Annotated in this window: 18 protein-coding genes; 4 read left to right on the top strand and 14 right to left on the bottom strand. The window is 62.8% G+C overall.

Annotation, left to right across the window (positions count from 1 at the left end; genetic code table 11):
• Positions 1–90: 90 nt before the first annotated feature.
• The 6 genes from AX756_RS09760 to uvrA form a co-directional block, all read right to left on the bottom strand.
• Entirely contained in the window at positions 91–558 is a 468-nt protein-coding gene (locus AX756_RS09760; protein WP_068310502.1) for a hypothetical protein, read from the bottom strand.
• Entirely contained in the window at positions 545–1,063 is a 519-nt protein-coding gene (locus AX756_RS09755; RefSeq protein WP_068310500.1) for a lysozyme inhibitor LprI family protein, read from the bottom strand. Before AX756_RS09755 ends, AX756_RS09760 begins: the two co-directional genes overlap by 14 nt.
• Positions 1,060–1,461: a DUF1622 domain-containing protein gene (locus AX756_RS09750; protein ID WP_068310498.1), complete on the bottom strand. Its 402-nt coding sequence runs from the start codon at positions 1,459–1,461 to the stop codon at positions 1,060–1,062. Before AX756_RS09750 ends, AX756_RS09755 begins: the two co-directional genes overlap by 4 nt.
• Before the next feature lie 3 nt (positions 1,462–1,464).
• Positions 1,465–2,628 (bottom strand): isovaleryl-CoA dehydrogenase, encoded by a 1,164-nt coding sequence (locus AX756_RS09745; RefSeq protein WP_068310496.1) that lies wholly within the window; start codon positions 2,626–2,628, stop codon positions 1,465–1,467.
• Between the two features lie 191 nt (positions 2,629–2,819).
• Positions 2,820–3,248: a GFA family protein gene (locus AX756_RS09740; RefSeq protein ID WP_068310494.1), complete on the bottom strand. Its 429-nt coding sequence runs from the start codon at positions 3,246–3,248 to the stop codon at positions 2,820–2,822.
• Between the two features lie 192 nt (positions 3,249–3,440).
• Complete coding sequence (gene uvrA / locus AX756_RS09735; RefSeq protein ID WP_068310492.1) at positions 3,441–6,308, bottom strand: excinuclease ABC subunit UvrA; 2,868 nt, start codon at positions 6,306–6,308, stop codon at positions 3,441–3,443.
• Between the two features lie 189 nt (positions 6,309–6,497).
• On the opposite strand from uvrA, the gene AX756_RS09730 reads away from it, so the two are divergent.
• The 3 genes from AX756_RS09730 to AX756_RS09720 are packed head-to-tail and all read left to right on the top strand — an operon-like array spanning position 6,498 to position 8,092.
• A complete protein-coding gene (locus AX756_RS09730; protein ID WP_068310490.1) occupies positions 6,498–6,785 on the top strand; it encodes an ArsR/SmtB family transcription factor in 288 nt (95 codons plus the stop codon).
• The gene (locus AX756_RS09725; RefSeq protein WP_068310488.1) at positions 6,782–7,846 is read left to right on the top strand and encodes a permease; all 1,065 of its coding nucleotides are present in this window, start codon (positions 6,782–6,784) and stop codon (positions 7,844–7,846) included. The genes AX756_RS09730 and AX756_RS09725 overlap by 4 nt, the downstream gene beginning before the upstream one ends.
• 9 nt (positions 7,847–7,855) lie before the next feature.
• Positions 7,856–8,092, top strand: coding sequence for a thioredoxin family protein (locus tag AX756_RS09720; RefSeq protein WP_068310486.1), 237 nt, complete (start codon positions 7,856–7,858; stop codon positions 8,090–8,092).
• Positions 8,093–8,166: 74 nt separating this feature from the next.
• On the opposite strand, the gene AX756_RS09715 is transcribed toward AX756_RS09720, so the two are convergent.
• From AX756_RS09715 to AX756_RS09690, 6 genes are all read right to left on the bottom strand, one after another.
• Positions 8,167–8,376, bottom strand: a complete 210-nt coding sequence (locus AX756_RS09715; RefSeq protein WP_068310484.1) for a glycine zipper 2TM domain-containing protein — start codon at positions 8,374–8,376, stop codon at positions 8,167–8,169.
• A gap of 102 nt (positions 8,377–8,478) precedes the next feature.
• Positions 8,479–8,868 carry a hypothetical protein gene (locus tag AX756_RS09710; RefSeq protein ID WP_068310483.1) on the bottom strand — a complete coding sequence of 130 codons (390 nt, stop codon included), beginning with the start codon at positions 8,866–8,868 and terminating at the stop codon, positions 8,479–8,481.
• Between the two features lie 81 nt (positions 8,869–8,949).
• Positions 8,950–10,344: a dihydrolipoyl dehydrogenase gene (lpdA, locus tag AX756_RS09705; RefSeq protein ID WP_068310481.1), complete on the bottom strand. Its 1,395-nt coding sequence runs from the start codon at positions 10,342–10,344 to the stop codon at positions 8,950–8,952.
• 307 nt (positions 10,345–10,651) lie between these two features.
• Positions 10,652–11,242, bottom strand: a complete 591-nt coding sequence (locus tag AX756_RS09700) for a DUF924 family protein (protein WP_068310479.1) — start codon at positions 11,240–11,242, stop codon at positions 10,652–10,654.
• 41 nt (positions 11,243–11,283) lie between these two features.
• Positions 11,284–12,564: an MFS transporter gene (locus tag AX756_RS09695; RefSeq protein WP_068310477.1), complete on the bottom strand. Its 1,281-nt coding sequence runs from the start codon at positions 12,562–12,564 to the stop codon at positions 11,284–11,286.
• 124 nt (positions 12,565–12,688) lie between these two features.
• Entirely contained in the window at positions 12,689–13,954 is a 1,266-nt protein-coding gene (locus AX756_RS09690; RefSeq protein WP_068310475.1) for a TAXI family TRAP transporter solute-binding subunit, read from the bottom strand.
• 256 nt (positions 13,955–14,210) lie between these two features.
• Between AX756_RS09690 and AX756_RS09685 the strand changes: the two genes are divergently transcribed.
• Entirely contained in the window at positions 14,211–14,723 is a 513-nt protein-coding gene (locus AX756_RS09685; protein ID WP_068310473.1) for a GNAT family N-acetyltransferase, read from the top strand.
• A 3-nt stretch (positions 14,724–14,726) separates the two neighbouring features.
• Here AX756_RS09685 and AX756_RS09680 read toward each other — a convergent pair whose 3' ends face one another.
• Both AX756_RS09680 and queA read right to left on the bottom strand, forming a co-directional pair.
• The gene (locus tag AX756_RS09680) at positions 14,727–15,248 is read right to left on the bottom strand and encodes a hypothetical protein (protein ID WP_156461441.1); all 522 of its coding nucleotides are present in this window, start codon (positions 15,246–15,248) and stop codon (positions 14,727–14,729) included.
• Between the two features lie 265 nt (positions 15,249–15,513).
• Positions 15,514–16,566 carry a tRNA preQ1(34) S-adenosylmethionine ribosyltransferase-isomerase QueA gene (gene queA, locus AX756_RS09675; RefSeq protein WP_068310469.1) on the bottom strand — a complete coding sequence of 351 codons (1,053 nt, stop codon included), beginning with the start codon at positions 16,564–16,566 and terminating at the stop codon, positions 15,514–15,516.
• Positions 16,567–16,568: the final 2 nt, after the last annotated feature.

Here is a 16,568-nt window from a genome sequence, read left to right as displayed (position 1 = left end):
CGCGCAAGCCCCCGAAGCATAGCGGATTCCCACCGAGCGAGAGCCCGACGCCACAACCGGCAACGGTGACATATGTCGTCCATATCGCCATCACGGGATCAGGAACCTCGGATCGATCTGGGAAGCCAGCGAGCGCAGCTTGGCAAAACGCAGCGCCTCGGCGCGATAGGCGCAGGAAATCTGCCCCGCCTCCGGCACATCGGCGCAAAGATCCACCGCGCCCGCCTCGATATCGTCCAGGATTTCCAGATACCGATCCTTGGCGAATTCCGGCACCCCCTCAAGCTCCGACGGCATTCGTTCCATCAACCCATCGGCGCGCTTCGCCACCGCCGCCGTCATCTCCTCCTCGCAGGCCAGCACCGCACCGTGACAGGCCCCGCGCGCCTCGTTGAAACAGATGATCGTCGTATTGGCGACGTCCCGCCCGGTGGCGCTCTCGACGAGACATGCATCCATGCTCTCCAAAGCCTCGGGGCTTACCCCGTCCGCGGCTGCCGCCGGCCCAACCAGCATCACCGAAAGCAGCGCGCCGCATAGAAAATCACTGGTACCCATGGGTCAACCGAATCTCCAGAATGAGCGCCTGCCGCGCGGTTGCATACATCAGGCAACTGAGCGTGGCCGGCCCGCCACCGGTACCCCCGCCCCATTGCGCACGATCATAATCGCAAGACGCGTCCCGGAACGGGATCCAGGCCCGCTGCATCTCCCGCAGCGCCTCGGAGAGCGAGGGCGCGGACGAACCGATCTCGGCCATTTCGGCATCCACCGCTTTGTCCCGCACCATGACCTGCCGATAGACGGCGTTCAGCCGCGCATCCCAGAAGGCAAGCTCCTGATCCAGGCAATAGCCCATGCCGACCGTCGTGTAACCGAACTCATGCGATTCCATGCAGGCCGTCGCGGCGGTGCCTACACAGGCCTCCATAGCCGGCAAAGTCTCTGCTCCAAGCAAGCAGGATTCGGTTGGCACCGGGGTGAAATGCAACTCCTCCTGTGCCACCGCCGGGCCGGCCACGAACGCTGCCAGTGTCGTCACGATAAAGGCGTTCTGTCTCATAGCTCCGGGTTCTCCTTGATTTGCAGCACTTCCTTGCTCAGGAAGTGGCTGATCGCCGAACGGATCGCCACGAGAAGCCCCAGAAACAGCAGGTCCCCCAGATCGAGGCTCAGCGCCGTGTGCATGATGTCCGAGACAATGAAGACGGTCAGCCCTGCCAGTATGTACCGCGCCAGTTCGATCCTTTCCGAATTCACGATCCGGGCCCGGACCGGTTTGTCCAGCTTGGTCTCGGCCCTCAGGAACCCCAACAGGAAACGCCCAACCCCGACCAGCATGATCAAAATCGCCAAGATGTCGATCCATGCTGCCAGATGCTCCAGAAAATGCGTGATTTCTGGATAGTCGGTGTGAAGAAGGCCAGGTGTGCCCTCCCAGAATGGGCCGGTCTCTGCCACGGTTTACCTCATTGATTGCATCATCTCCCGACCGATGAGCATCCTGCGAATCTCCGAGGTACCGGCACCGATCTCCATCAGTTTTGCATCCCGGAAGAGCCGGCTGACAGGAGAATCGTTCATGAACCCCGCCCCTCCCATGGCCTGCACGGCCTGGTGCGCCTGTGTCATGGCGACTTCCGAGGAGTAGAGAACACAGGCGGCGGCATCGGCGCGGGTCACCGTACCACGGTCACAGGCCTTGGCGACCTCGTAGACATAGGCGCGCGCCGTGTTCAGCGCCGTGTACATGTCGGCGATCTTGGCCTGCATCAGCTGGAAATTCCCGATCGGCTGGCCGAATTGCTGCCGGTCGCGCATGTAGGGCATGATCTCGTCGAGGCAGGCCGCGATGATGCCCGTGCCGATCCCCGCAAGCACGACCCGCTCGTAATCGAGGCCGGACATGAGGACGCGCACACCCTTTCCCTCCTCGCCCAGAACATTCTCGAAGGGCACCTCGACGTCCTCGAAGATCAACTCGGCGGTGTTGGAGCCGCGCATTCCGAGCTTGTCGAAATGCTTGCTGGTCGAGAACCCGGTCATGCTCTTCTCGATGAGGAAGGCCGTTATGCCCTTCGCACCGGCCGCCGGGTCGGTCTTGGCATAGACGACCAGTGTATCCGCATCCGGCCCGTTGGTGATCCAGTACTTGGTACCGTTGAGGACATAACGGTCGTTGCGCTTCTCGGCGCGCAGCTTCATCGAGACCACATCCGAGCCCGCCCCCGCCTCCGACATGGCCAGCGCGCCGACATGTTCGCCCGAGATCAGCCCGGGCAGGTATTTGCGCTTCTGCGCCTCCGTGCCGTTGAGCTTGATCTGGTTCACGCAAAGATTGGAATGCGCGCCATAGGACAGCGAGACCGAGGCCGAAGCCCGCGCGATCTCCTCTACCGCGATCGTATGGGCGAGATAGGACATGTCCGCCCCGCCATATTCCTCGGGCACCGTGATTCCAAGCAGGCCCAGTTCTCCCATCTCTCGCCAGAGATCCGGGGGAAACAGGTTGCCGGAATCGATGTCAGCCGCAAGCGGCTTTACCCGCTCCTGCGCCCAGCGATGAACCATCTCGCGCAGTGCGGACGCCTCTTCGCCGATATCGAACTGTAACGTCGCATTGAACATGCCACAGGGCCTCCCCTCCCCGTTATTGAACAAGCGTTCAAATAGTAGTCACGGTTCGCCCTGCAGGTCAATCACGAATGAAGGCGGAATTCTGGAACGCCAGTGCGGCACAGGCACGAAGGTGGCTTGCCGCCGGGCAGAGCCCGAGCGGCGATGGCGCCGCTTGCGCGGCGCTGGCCGCTACGCGGCCGTCAGTCGGAGATGAATTGCAATATACCTGATACCGGCGTCTCACCGCTGGACGCACGGTCGGCAGGATGGTTCACCCCGTCATTGACGACGATTTCGGAGAAATCAAAGGGGCTGACGCCCTCCAGACAGGCCGCATTGACCCCGTACTGTTCCGGGTTGGAGCGCCGCTGGTGGTGGGTGTAGATCCCGCAGGTCTTGCAGAAATAGTGTTTCGCCGTTCCGGTATTGAATTGGTAGAGGGTCAGGTTCTCTGCGCCCGACAGGATTTCAATCCCGTCCAGAGGTGCGGACACCGCCACCGCGCCGCGCATCCGGCAATAGGAGCAGGAGCAACGGCGCGCCGTCGCCAACCCATCGCTCAGCCGCACGCGAAACCGTACCGCGCCGCAATGGCAGGCGCCGTTTCGACTCTCTGTACTCGTTGACATGACACCTCTCCTTCACGGGCCCGGACAGCTACAGGTCCAACCGAACCAGACCTCCAGGCTGGGCGCAACCACCGCACACCGAAGGTGGGCGGCCACCCCCAACGGGAGGAGCGCATCTGTGACGCGTCGACGACGGGCGGGAGCCTCCCCGGCATGCGTTTTCCGGGAAAGCCATCAGGGAGCGCCGGGTCGTTACTCCGCCGCCACCTTGCGCGCGGCTGCCAGCATCGGCTTGAGGTAGCGTCCGGTATGGCTCTTGGTCTTTTTCGCGATTTCTTCCGGCGTTCCGGTCGCGACAACGCGCCCGCCGCCGTCGCCGCCCTCGGGGCCAATATCGATGATCCAGTCGGCGGTCTTGATGACGTCGAGATTGTGCTCGATCACCACCACCGTATTCCCCTGCTCCACCAATTCGTGCAGCACTTCCAGGAGTTTGCGGACATCCTCGAAATGCAGCCCCGTCGTCGGCTCGTCGAGGATATAGAGCGTGCGTCCCGTCGAGCGCTTGGCCAGTTCCTTGGAAAGCTTCACCCGCTGCGCCTCGCCGCCCGAGAGCGTCGTCGCCTGCTGGCCGACCTTGATATAGCCCAAGCCGACGCGCACCAACGCGTCCATCTTCTCGCGGATGGACGGCACCGCCTTGAAGAACTCCTGTGCATCCTCGACCGTCATGTCGAGCACATCGGCGATGGACTTGCCCTTGAACTTGATCTCCAGCGTCTCGCGGTTGTAGCGCGCGCCGCCGCAGGTTTCGCAGGTGACATAGACGTCCGGAAGGAAATGCATCTCGATCTTGATGACACCGTCACCCTGGCAGGCCTCGCAGCGCCCGCCCTTGACGTTGAAGCTGAAGCGACCCGGCTTGTAGCCGCGTGCCTTGGCCTCCGGCAGGCCGGCGAACCAGTCGCGGATCGGGGTGAAGGCGCCGGTATAGGTGGCCGGGTTCGAACGCGGCGTGCGCCCGATGGGGCGCTGGTCGATATCGATCACCTTATCGAGATACTCCAGCCCCTTGATCGTCTCGCAGGGAGCCGGCGTCTGCCGCGCGCCGTTGAGCCGCATGGATGCGGTCTTGAACAGCGTCTCGATGGTCAGCGTGGACTTTCCGCCGCCAGACACGCCGGTCACGCAGACGAACTTGGCCAGCGGGAACTCGGCGGTCACCTTCTTGAGGTTGTTGCCGGTTGCCTTGACCACGGTCACGGCCTTGCCATTGCCCTCGCGCCGTTTCTGGCTCACCGGGATCTCGCGCTTGCCCGAAAGGTAGGCACCGGTAATCGAGCCCTCATGCGCAGCGATTTCCTCCGGCGTGCCGCAAGCCACAACTTCGCCGCCATGCACGCCGGCGCCGGGGCCGATATCGAAGACGTAATCCGCCTCGCGGATCGCTTCTTCGTCATGCTCCACGACGATCACCGTGTTGCCCTGATCACGCAGGTTCTTGAGCGTGCCGAGCAGCCGGTCATTGTCGCGCTGGTGCAAGCCGATGGACGGCTCGTCGAGCACGTAGAGCACACCCGTCAGGCCGGAGCCGATCTGGCTGGCGAGCCGGATCCGCTGGCTCTCGCCCCCGCTGAGCGTGCCGGCATTGCGCGACAGCGTGAGGTATTCGAGGCCGACATTGTTCAGGAAACCCAGTCGCTCGCGGATCTCCTTCAGAATGGCCCGTGCGATCTCGTTCTTCTGTGCGGTGAGGCTCGTGGGCACGGTCTCGCACCAGTCGAACGCCTCCTTGATCGACATCTGGACCACTTCGCCCACATGCAGGCCCGCGATCTTTACCGCGAGCGCCTCCGCGCGCAGCCGGAAGCCGCCACAGCCGCCGCAGGAGCGGTTGTTCTGGTACCGCTCGAACTCCTCCCGGATCCAGTTGGAATCCGTCTCGCGATAGCGGCGCTCCATGTTCGGGATCACGCCCTCGAAGCTGCGGCTCACCTGGTAGACACGGCCGCCCTCGTCATAGCGGAAATCGATCTCCTCTTCGCCGGAGCCGTAGAGGAACACCTGCTGCACCTTCTCCGGCACGTCTTTCCAGCGCGCGTTCTTGTCGAATTCGTAATGTCGGGCGATGGCCTCGATGGTTTGCAGGAAATAGGGTGACTTGCCCTTGCGCCAGGGCGCGAGCGCCCCGTCGGCGATCTTCAGCGTTGCATCCGGCACCACCAACCGCTCGTCAAAGAACAGCTCTACGCCGAGCCCGTCGCATTCCGGACAGGCCCCGAACGGCGCGTTGAAAGAGAAGAGCCGCGGCTCGATCTCGGGAATGGTGAAACCGCTCACCGGACAGGCAAAATTCTCGGAGAATGTGATCCGCTCGGCCTCGCCCTCGTCTTCGCGCGGCGCGGTCTCCAGAATGGCGATGCCATCGGCGAGATCCAGCGCAGTGCGGAAGCTGTCGGCCAGCCGCGTCTCCATCCCCTCGCGGACCACGATCCGGTCCACCACCACGTCGATATCGTGGCGGAATTTCTTGTCGAGCTTCGGAGGTTCGTCGAGATCGTAGAAGGCGCCGTCCACCTTGACCCGCTGGAAGCCCTGCTTGCGCAGCTCCAGAAATTCCTTGCGGTACTCGCCCTTGCGGTCGCGCACGATGGGCGCAAGCAGGAAGGCACGCGTGCCCTCCTCCATCTCCATGACGCGGTCGACCATGTCCTGCACCTGCTGCGCCTCGATGGGCAGGCCGGTGGCGGGCGAATAGGGTGTGCCAACGCGGGCAAAGAGCAGGCGGAGATAGTCGTAGATCTCGGTGACCGTGCCGACGGTCGAGCGCGGGTTCTTGGACGTCGTCTTCTGCTCGATGGAAATGGCGGGGCTGAGGCCGGAAATATGGTCCACATCCGGCTTTTCCATCATGTCGAGGAATTGCCGCGCATAGGCGGAAAGCGATTCCACGTAGCGCCGCTGGCCCTCGGCATAGACGGTATCGAAAGCCAGAGAGGATTTGCCGGAGCCGGAAAGCCCCGTGATCACAACCAGTTCGTCGCGTGGAATGTCCACGTCGATATTCTTCAGGTTGTGCTCGCGCGCGCCGCGCACCTCTATGAACTTCTGCTCTGGCATCTCTCACCCCGTGACCGGATGCTCTTCAGATAGGCGATGGCGGCGGATTCTCCAATCGAAAACTAAGAACAAAAAGTAAACATCGAGAATATGCCTGTTCCGAGAGCGGCCTGCGACAAGCTGGGCCTTGCCTCAAGATGCAGGTAGGCGCATATGCGCCGTGAAGCATATGCCAGCAAGGAGACTCGCATGCAGGCATTTCTCTCCGCCATAGCCGACCCTGTTCGCCTCGCCGCCCTGCGCATCGTCTGGGACGGCGGTGAGCATTGCGTCTGTGAACTCATGACAAAACTGGACGCGACCCAGAGCCGGATGTCGCGCCACATGAAAACGCTCAAACTGGCCGGAATCATCATCGACAGGCGCGATGCGCAATGGGTGCGCTACCGCCGCAACCCGGATCTCGCCCCGGAACTGACCGCCGTGATCGACGCCGTGCTCGCAGCCGAGTCCGCCTCGGAAAGGAATGCCGCATGAGCTCCGAAACCCAACCTGCCCTGCCCCACGGGGACTGGCCGCCCATCGCCTGGCACCTCGCCGTCGCGGTGCTGGTCGTCGCTTGGTACGCGCTCTACAAGCAGTTGATCCCGCTGTCGGAATGGCTCGTCGCACTGCTGCCGGTGGACCGTTACAGCCATACCGGCGAGGCGCTGGCCTTCTTCTTCTATGACGTGCCCAAGGTGATGATGCTGCTGACGCTGATCGTCTTTGCCATGGGCGTGGTGCGCAGTTTCTTCAGCCCGGAAAAGACCCGCGCAGCCCTGTCGGGCAAACGCGAAGGACTGGGCAACGCGATGGCGGCGGGCCTGGGCGTGCTGACCCCCTTCTGCTCCTGCTCTGCCGTGCCGCTCTTCATCGGCTTCGTCTCCGCGGGCGTGCCGCTCGGGGTGACCTTCTCTTTCCTGATCGCCGCGCCGATGGTCAACGAGGTGGCGCTGATCCTGCTCATCGGGCTCGTTGGCTGGCAGGTGGCGGTCACCTACCTGGTTTTCGGCCTCGGCATTGCCATCGTCGCCGGATTCATCATCGGAAAACTGAAACTGGAAGGCTGGCTGCAAGACTGGGTGCAGGAAATCCATGCCGGCGCCGCACCGCAGGACGGGCTGGACGACGAACCGCTCACTCTCGTGGATCGCTACCGGCTCGGCATCGAAGCCGTGCGTGAGATTTTCGCCAAGGTCTGGGTCTGGATCATCCTCGGTATCGCGCTCGGTGCGCTGATCCACGGTTATGTGCCCGAAGACCTGATGGTCCGCATCATGGGCGCGGATGCGTGGTGGTCCGTCCCGGCTGCCGTCGTCATGGGCATCCCGATGTACACCAACGCGGCCGGCATCATCCCCATCGTCGAGGCACTGCTCGGCAAGGGCGCGGCCCTCGGCACGGTGCTGGCCTTCATGATGAGCGTCATCGCGCTCTCGCTCCCTGAAATGATCATCCTGCGCCAGGTGCTGACGCTGCGCTTGATCGCGGTCTTCATCGGCGTTGTCGGAACCGGCATCCTGATGGTGGGCTTCCTGTTCAACATCCTGTTCTGAGGTGAAAAAATGAAATCGATCAAGGTCTACGGCCCCGGCTGCAAACGCTGCGAAACCACCGCCGATATGGTTCGGAACGCCGCCAGCGCGCTCGGGCTCGAAGTCGAGGTGGAAAAGGTGACGGATCCGCGCGAGATCGCCATGGCGGGGGTCATGTCCACCCCGGGCATCAGCGTGGACGGCAAGCTGGTCCATGCCGGCGGGTTGCCGGATACAAGCAAGCTCGAAGGCTGGCTGAAAGGCTGACCGGAGCGACCGTCAGCCACGATATCCAGAACGATCGGAAGCCCGCGAGCCAAATCCGGCTCACGGGCATCTGTTCAGTTGGTGGCGTTGGCGCCCACGGCGGCACCGGCTGCCGCGCCAGCAACGGTCATGGCGGTCTTGCCCTGGCCGGATCCGAACTGGTTGCCGATCACGCCGCCCACGGCGGCACCGGTCGCCGCATTCATGGCGGTATTGTCCGTGCAGCCAGCAACCGAAAGCATCAGCGCGCCCGCAAGCGCAACAATGGTCAGACGAGTTTTCATGGTTTATCTCCTGTATGATAGGGAAAGCTGTAACCCACCAGAATCGAAGAACAAGCCCTCATGGCGTCCATTCGTTTCCTAGCGCGGGATCCCGCCGTATTCTCAACCGGCGCCCTCATGCACGATGACGAATTGCGGCGTGCCGCCCCAGCCATAGACCTGCACCCGGACATAGCGCCGTTCACCGCGCAGGATGGCAGAAGGAATATACTCCGAGCCTGCCCCGACCCTGCAATCGGCCGAGATTTTCTTGCGATTGGCCAAGGTCGTGAACCAGGCATCGTATTCGTCATATTCGTGCACGATGCCGAATTTATGCACATTCGCCCGGTCCTGCTGGATGATGGCGCAGAAATCCCGCAAAGGCGCACCCTTGGAATTCCGCATGTCTTCATAGCCGATCATTGCATAATAGCCCCCAAGGAGCTGCTGCGCGGCTGCAGGGGCTGCAAAGGCCAGGGTAAACACGAGGGCGGCGGAGAGTCTCAACATGGCATTTCTCCCAAAACAACGGCCGCAGCCTGCGCTTGAAACAGACTGCGGCCAATGTCGCAAATTGCCCCTGTCGAGACTTTACATGTGGATAACCCGATCGAACGCGTCGAGCACGCTTTCATGCATCATCTCGCTGAGCGTCGGATGCGGGAAAACGGTCTCCATCAGGTCCTGCTCGGTCGTCTCGAGCTTGCGGCCAATGACATAGCCCTGGATCATCTCGGTCACCTCGGCACCGACCATATGAGCGCCCAGAAGCTCTCCAGTCTTGGCATCAAACACTGTCTTGACCAGACCCTGCGGCTCGCCAAGCGCGATCGCCTTGCCATTGCCGACAAAGGAGAAACGGCCGACCTTCACGTCGTAGCCGGCTTCCTTGGCCTTGGCCTCGGTCAGCCCGACACTGGCCACCTGCGGGTGGCAATAGGTGCAGCCTGCAATGCTCTCGGGCTTGACCGGGTGCGCGTGCAGCCCCTTGATCAGCTCCGCCACCATCACGCCTTCATGGCTGGCCTTGTGCGCAAGCCACGGCGCCCCGGCGATGTCGCCGATGGCATAGAGCCCGTCGACGCCGGTGCGGCAGAATTCGTCGGTCACGACATGGGTGCGGTCGATCTTTACGCCGAGCGCCTCGAGACCGAGATTTTCCACGTTGCCGACGATCCCGACCGCCGAGATCACGGTGTCGAATTCCTGCTTCTCGACCTTGCCGCCCACCTCGATATGGGCAACCACCTTGTCGGCGGAGCGGTCGAGTTGCTTGACCATGGCTTTCTCCATGATCTTCATGCCCTGCTTGACGAACTGCTTCTTGGCGAAGGCCGAGATCTCGGCATCTTCTACCGGCAGCACCCGATCCATGACCTCGACAACCGTCGTGTCGGCGCCAAGCGTGTTGTAGAAGCTGGCAAACTCGATACCGATAGCACCCGAGCCGATCACCAGAAGCTTCCCCGGCATGTGCGGCGGCTGCAGCGCGTGCTTGTACGTCCAGACGCGTTTGCCGTCCGCCTCAAGCCCGGGCAGTTCACGCGCCCGCGCACCGGTGGCGACAACGATATTTTTCGCGCTCAGTTCCTCGGTACCCTTGTCGGTCTTGACCGAAACCTTGCCCTTCCCGGTGAGCATTGCCTCGCCCATGATCGTGGTCACCTTGTTCTTCTTGAACAGATGCCCGATGCCGCCCGAGAGCTGCGCGGCCACGCCGCGGGAGCGCTTGACCACGGCGTCGATGTCATAGCCGAGTTTCTCGACCTTCAGGCCGAACTCTCCCGCCCTCTCCATCAAGTGGAACACTTCGGAGGACCGCAGCAGCGCCTTGGTCGGGATGCAGCCCCAGTTCAGGCAGATCCCGCCGAGATGTTCACGCTCGACGCAGGCAACCTTGAGGCCCAGCTGCGCGCCGCGGATCGCGGCCACATAGCCGCCCGGACCGGCGCCGATCACGATCATGTCGAAAGTCTGTGCAGCCATTTCCGGCCCTCCAAATCCCAAAACTGGTTTAGCATTAAACTATTTTCAGCCCGCCGCGAAGCCCCGGTCTTCACCGATTCGAAGGAAAGACGCGAATGGCTGCCATACGTCGCGCGCATATCTCGATCGAGGGCGCCCCGCTTGAAAATGCGTAACCGACCCTGCGGATCGTGCCTCCGGCGGAGGTATCTTCGGGAAAGATGAATGAGACAGCGCCACCGTTCTCCTCTTTCCCGAAATGTCTCGGGGGAGAGCACTTGCCAGAGCGCGGGGGCAGCGCCCCCGCCACCGCGAACGTCAGGTCGAATTACTTCCCGTCTTTCTTTTGAATTTCCTGCAGGATTCCAGCATATCCGGCGCCGTCGAGGAATTTCTGCTCGACCGGAAGCGTCATCCGTCCAAACGCCGCGTTGCGATACGGGAAACGTCCGAAACGCCGGACGATTTCGCGATGCGCCCGTGCATGAAGCAGGTTGGAGGCGCCGGTCTGGGGCATCCGTTCGCTCATCAGTCGAATGCAGGAATCCTGGTCGCCCAGCGTCTCCGAATGCATCAGCGGAAGATAGAAGAACTGACGCTCCGGCTCCGGTATGGCGAGGTCCCAGCGGCGATCGATCGCCTTCTTGGCTGCCCTCCGCGCCGCGCCATCGGTCGCAAAGGACCGCGCATCGCCGCGAAACATGTTGCGCGGCAACTGATCGGTCAGAATAAGATACCCCAGAACGCCCTGAGGGTCTTCGCACCAATCCGAGAGCTCGCCATCATGAGCAGCCTGCCAGCAGGGCAGGAAACGCTCCCGGATTTCCGTATCCAGAGCCTCTTCCTGCACGTACCACTTCTGAGGACCGATCTCCTCTATCCAGAATCGCCTTATGTCGGCTGCGGCAATCTCCGCCATGGGGATGTCCTCCAATTCGGCGGGAGCCGTTTCCGACCGGTCTACCCTGCCTGTTCCTGTTCAGCGTCGGCCTCTGCCTCCGCTTCCTGCGCGGCTTCGATGAATACTTCCTGCGCGACCCCGACCGCAACCGGAGATGCAGTTGGCAGGATCGGCGCGTACGAGCCCGTCTCGTCCACCGGCACTGCGTCGCTCTGCGTCATGCGATAGGCCGCATAGCCCGCCAGCGTGGTGCTGAGCACCGTCAGGAACAGGAAGAAACCTTGGGGGCCAACCGCTCCCATCATCCAGCCTGTCACAAGCGGGCCGGAAATGGCGCCGACCCCGTTGATGAAGATCAGCCCGCCCGAGGCCGCGGCCATGTCTTCATATTCGAGGTGATCGTTCACATAGGCAAGCACGAGCGCGTATAGCGGGTTTGCGGTGCCGCCAATGATGAAGGCGGCCGCGAGCAATGTCGAAAAATCTTCGGCCATGGTCATGGCGAGGGCCGCGGCGACCGCGCCGACAGCCGCGAGAACCATGATCAACTGGCGGCGGTCCATCCGGTCCGACATCCAGCCGATCGGATATTGCATGATCATGCCGCCAAGATAGATCGTGGCAATGAATCCGGAGATCTGGCCCACGCTCAACCCGGCTTCCGATCCATAGACCGAGGCCATGCCGAACAGCGCCGAAAAGACCCCGCCAAGCAGGAAAAAGCCCACGCAACCCAGTTGCGACACCTTCCAGAGCTTGCGCAGGCTCATTGGTTTCGTCGTGTCGTAGGCCGGGGTTGGCTGAACTGCCAGCAGGATCGGCGCGAAGGAGATAGAGACCAGAACCGACGGGATGATGAAAAGCACGAAGCCGGAGGGATCGCCCACCAGCAGCAGCCCCTGCGCTGCCACCACCCCCGCCATCTGCACGATCACGTAGAGAGAAAGAGCCTGTCCGCGCCGCTCATTTGTCACCGCGTTGTTGAGCCAGCTTTCGGCGGTCACGTAGACGCCGGACAGGCAGAATCCCATCAGCACGCGGCCAAACGCCCAGGCCACCGGGTGCGCGAAGAGCGGGTAGAGGATCAGAATCGCCGAGACGAACGAGCCGAGAGCGGCAAAGACGCGAATATGGCCGACACGACGGATCATCTCCGGCGCCAGGCGGGAGCCCCCCAGGAAGCCGAGAAAATAGGCCGACATCACAATGGACATCTCGAACGTCGAGAATCCTTCGATACCGCCGCGAATGCCGAGCAACGTGCCCTGCACGCCGTTGCCGACCATCAGCAGCAGAATTCCGAATAGAAGGGCCCAGCTGGCCGAAATCACTTGCAGCACGGCGTGTGTCCTCTTGCCATGAGAATTGTCCCGGGCGCCCTGCGAGACGAGTCGGCACACCAGAAGCGCGCTTTAAGCCGACAGCACCATGTCGGCAATGGTTCATCTCGCCGGGCACAATACCTCAGCTGTCAGGGTGCTGTAGCATTTCCGAAATCCGCCGGCGCACCAACTCGACATGCAGCCGCGCATTATAGGCCCCCGCGCGGAAGGGAGGTGGCAGGCGCATGCCTGCAAGCTCGTGCTCTATCCCGGCAAGCCGCGTGTCGAGAGCGTTCAGGTCGACGGAGGACGTGGTGTTGTCCAGCTCCAGTTCGATCTCGCGGATCACGGTATAGTGACGCCAGACCCGCCGGTGCATGCTCCACCGATAGACGCCGGGCAGGATACGCACCAGCGGAACGACGATAAACAGCAGCGGAAGCAAGATGAGCAAAACCCGGCGAATCTGGGCCGCGATCCAATAGGGCAACCAGTCATGAAAGGCGCTCTGCCCCTCGGCCAGCAATTTCAGAGCGCCCAGGTCGAGCGGCATATCAGCCCCCTCCCCGGTCGGAAACTGCCCCTGTTTGGCGAAGATGCTGCTATTGCCGTGGATCTTGCGCGCGGCGAGGACAAGGCGGTCGACCACTGCCGGGTGCAGATCCTCCACACCGGCCAGCCGCGCCATGAGCGTGATCATCGGCACGTCGACCAAGGGGACCACCGGGTCGAGCGACACCGCCCCGGAGGGCACATTCACGACCCGGCTATTGGGCAGGCGCAACGATATCGCGTCGGCATGCTGGAAACGGACAAGGTCTACCGTCTCGTTGCCCATCAAAGGGACGAAGTAATCCGCCGAAAGCGGCGCGACGAAAATCGCCAGGTCGACCTCGCCGGCCAGCAGCGCTTCGGCGGCCGCAGTGCCGCCGAGATCGCTGAGCGTATTGAGCTGGGTGATGTCCAGAGCATTGAGCAGCCTGTCCGCCGCCACCCGCGTTCCCGACCCCGTGCCGCCGCGCGCGATGGTCAGCCCCTTCCAGGTGCCGGGGTTGGCGGACACCTCGCGATCCGCCCGGGCAAAGACGATGATCGGCTCGAAGAACACCGTTCCCAGGGCCTCGATATCCAGCCCCTCGGTGGAAATGCCGCCCTGCAACAGCCCGACATCGGCCTCCCCCGAGCTCAGCAGACCGAGGTTCTCGAGCGAGCCTGCCGTTTCCAGGATCTCGACCTCGATTCCATCCCGGGCCAGTTCCGATCGGTACCTTTCGGCGATATTCCAGTAACCGCCATCCTGGGAACCGGCGGCAAAGGTGATCCGGCTTGGTGGCGGCAAGTCACGCAAGAGAAAGATCGCGAAGCCAACCGTCAACACGGCGGCCAGCAGAACGGCAAACAGGCGCATGACTTTCCCCCGGATTCGGCTTTCCGTGAAGCCTGCCACAGCCGGCATCGTCACACCAAGCCTCCATTGCCTTCTTGACGCAGCGCGCGCGAAGGCGCATGACGCGGACATGAACCGTTTCGTCGTCTCCCGATTTTATTGGTCGCGTTCCACATAGGAGCGGCCGGACGGATTCATCCAATCTTCAAAGGCCGCCACGGGCGGCTTTTTTCATGACTTTCGGCTTCTCGTGGCGGCAACAGCCAGGAACCGAAACATGCAGATGCAGGAAATTTCAACAGACACGCTCGCGGTGCGGGTGCGACGGGCGGAACGGCAGGACCTTCCCCGCCTTTTGGAAATGGTCATCGCGCTTGCGGCCCATCACGGGGACGTTGCCACGACGTCGACGCGGGCAATCGAGCGCGATCTCTTCGGCAAGCAGGCCTGTGCGAAAGCGCTCGTGGCCGAGCGGAACGGCACGCTATCAGGCTACGCCTTGCTGCACAGCTTTCCGCAAATGCAATGGGGCCTCAGGATCCTCGAAATCAACCATCTCTTCGTGGAAGACGGTCAGCGCGGCCACGGGATCGGTCGGCTGCTGGTGGCGGCCTGCCTGTCGGAGGCGCGCCGGCAGGAATGCGGGCAGATGGTCGTGAGCACGCATCCCGACAATGCCCGCGCGAAGGAGCTGTACCTGTCGCTTGGCTTCCAGCCGCGCGAGAGCGGCGGGGCACGATTCCGGCTGGAATTGCCCTCCAACGGCGCACTGCCGGAGGGATGGATCTGACGCCTAGCCTTCGGGAAGGAAGTCCTCGTCCAACTCCAGTTCGAGGTCTGCCTCCCAGTCCGCCGTGTTGTAGAGCGGGCGGTAATAGTCGATCAGCGCCCGCTCCAGCATGAAGGCATATTCGCGTGCATTGGCCGCCTCGCCGCCCGAGAAATCGAGCGGAACGGGTGCCCAGCTGACATGGATGAAACGGTCATTTCGAATCGTGTTGGCCGTCGCGCTCCCAGTGCCGGTGACGCCCTTGATCCGTGCAAAGGAAATCAGGCGCTTGCCACGATGCTTCATTGCCGCGGCCTTGCTCTCGGTGACCTTTGCCCGCAGATAGGAGCCTAGGCGCCCGCGCAGCCCGCGCTTACCCACGGCGATACCGACATAGAGGCATCTGTCCGGCGACGGCAGGCCCGCGCCCTTGCAGAAGGCATAGAATCCTTTTTCCGTCGGGATCACACCGCGCGCCCCGTGCTCCGCCGTCAATTGGTGGATGGTGTGGGCGGTGCTCCATTGAATAGCTTGCAACCAGTTCAAGACGTATCCCCCCTCAAAACCGGACTCTCGAAATCCAACTTCAGCCTAACGCATCAATGCCCCATCTGAGGAGACCGTTTGTTCGGGCGCGAACGCGCTGGAGGTGAAGGTTGCAGGGGGGCGTTGTCCCCCGCGCTCTTGCGAGCGCTCCCCCGGGACATTTCCGGTCAGAAGAAGGCAGGTTTTTTCCTCACCTTTTCCCGAATACCTCTGCCGGAGGAACGATCCGAAGGACCGTTCCTGCGCGCGGCGAGCCCCAGCAGCGTCACCCCATCGGCAAAAGCAGCGACGCGTCGCCATAGCTGAAGAAACGGTAGCGTTCGGCAATGGCATGTTCATAGAGCGCCATCATCCGATCCCGCCCCATCAGCGCCGAGACCAGCATCATCAGCGTCGATTTGGGCAGGTGGAAATTGGTCATCAGCCCGTCGGCAACGCGGAACTCATAGCCGGGCCGGATGAAGATATCCGTCTCCCCACTCCAGGGGTGGATGCCCTCCGCCCCGGCCGCGCTCTCGATCAGCCGGCAAGCCGTGGTGCCGACAGGGATGATCCGTCCGCCCGTCACGCGGGTGGCGTTGATCTCGGCGGCGGCCACATCCGAGACCTCGCCCCATTCCGAATGCATCTTGTGCTGGCTCACGTCATCGACCTTGACCGGCAGGAACGTGCCCGCGCCGACATGCAGCGTAACTTCGGTGAAGTCCACGCCCATCGCGGCGAGGCGTTCCAGCAACGGCCGGTCGAAATGCAGCGAAGCCGTGGGCGCGGCGACGGCGCCCGAGTGGCGGGCAAAGACGGTCTGGTAATCGGTGCGGTCCTGCGCATCTGCAGCGCGGCGGGCGGCGATATAGGGCGGCAGCGGCATGAAGCCCGCCGCGTCCAGCGCCGCGTCGAAATCATCGCCTTCCAGCGAGAAGGCGAGGTTGAGCTGCCCCTCGGCTCGCCCGGTTACACGCGCCGAGAAGCCCGGCGCGAAATGGATTTCCTCGCCATCCCGGACCTTCTTGGCGGGTTTGGCCAACACGTTCCAGGACCCGTCGCCCTGCGGCTCCAGCAGCGTCACCTCGATGCGCGCCTCGGTCGGGCCCTGCTCGCCATCGCGGCGGCGAACGCCGGAAAGGCGCGCCGGGATCACACGCGTGTTGTTGAGCACCAGCCGGTCACCGGGCCGCAGGAAACCCGGCAGGTCATGAACATGCGAATCCACGGTTCTCCCGCCTTGCGCCACCAGCAGCCGTGCGGAGCTGCGCGGGATAGCCGGGCGGGTGGCGATCAGTTCTTCGGGCAGATCGAAATCGAAATCCGACAGGTTCATGT

Source organism: Aliiruegeria sabulilitoris (genome assembly GCF_001558155.1).
GTDB lineage: Bacteria > Pseudomonadota > Alphaproteobacteria > Rhodobacterales > Rhodobacteraceae > Tropicimonas > Tropicimonas sabulilitoris.
The sequence above is the reverse complement of the archived record's forward strand: the minus strand, read 5'-3'. Positions and strand labels throughout refer to the sequence as shown.

What these genes read in the sequence shown, in the direction of transcription:
- AX756_RS09760 (WP_068310502.1), bottom strand. Translation starts at nt 558, where the DNA reads ATGGGTACCAGTGATTTTCTATGCGGCGCGCTGCTTTCGGTGATGCTG.
- AX756_RS09755 (WP_068310500.1), bottom strand. Translation starts at nt 1,063, where the DNA reads ATGAGACAGAACGCCTTTATCGTGACGACACTGGCAGCGTTCGTGGCC.
- AX756_RS09745 (WP_068310496.1), bottom strand. Translation starts at nt 2,628, where the DNA reads ATGTTCAATGCGACGTTACAGTTCGATATCGGCGAAGAGGCGTCCGCA.
- AX756_RS09740 (WP_068310494.1), bottom strand. Translation starts at nt 3,248, where the DNA reads ATGTCAACGAGTACAGAGAGTCGAAACGGCGCCTGCCATTGCGGCGCG.
- uvrA (WP_068310492.1), bottom strand. Translation starts at nt 6,308, where the DNA reads ATGCCAGAGCAGAAGTTCATAGAGGTGCGCGGCGCGCGCGAGCACAAC.
- AX756_RS09730 (WP_068310490.1), top strand. Translation starts at nt 6,498, where the DNA reads ATGCAGGCATTTCTCTCCGCCATAGCCGACCCTGTTCGCCTCGCCGCC.
- AX756_RS09725 (WP_068310488.1), top strand. Translation starts at nt 6,782, where the DNA reads ATGAGCTCCGAAACCCAACCTGCCCTGCCCCACGGGGACTGGCCGCCC.
- AX756_RS09720 (WP_068310486.1), top strand. Translation starts at nt 7,856, where the DNA reads ATGAAATCGATCAAGGTCTACGGCCCCGGCTGCAAACGCTGCGAAACC.
- AX756_RS09715 (WP_068310484.1), bottom strand. Translation starts at nt 8,376, where the DNA reads ATGAAAACTCGTCTGACCATTGTTGCGCTTGCGGGCGCGCTGATGCTT.
- AX756_RS09710 (WP_068310483.1), bottom strand. Translation starts at nt 8,868, where the DNA reads ATGTTGAGACTCTCCGCCGCCCTCGTGTTTACCCTGGCCTTTGCAGCC.
- lpdA (WP_068310481.1), bottom strand. Translation starts at nt 10,344, where the DNA reads ATGGCTGCACAGACTTTCGACATGATCGTGATCGGCGCCGGTCCGGGC.
- AX756_RS09700 (WP_068310479.1), bottom strand. Translation starts at nt 11,242, where the DNA reads ATGGCGGAGATTGCCGCAGCCGACATAAGGCGATTCTGGATAGAGGAG.
- AX756_RS09690 (WP_068310475.1), bottom strand. Translation starts at nt 13,954, where the DNA reads ATGCGCCTGTTTGCCGTTCTGCTGGCCGCCGTGTTGACGGTTGGCTTC.
- AX756_RS09685 (WP_068310473.1), top strand. Translation starts at nt 14,211, where the DNA reads ATGCAGATGCAGGAAATTTCAACAGACACGCTCGCGGTGCGGGTGCGA.
- queA (WP_068310469.1), bottom strand. Translation starts at nt 16,566, where the DNA reads ATGAACCTGTCGGATTTCGATTTCGATCTGCCCGAAGAACTGATCGCC.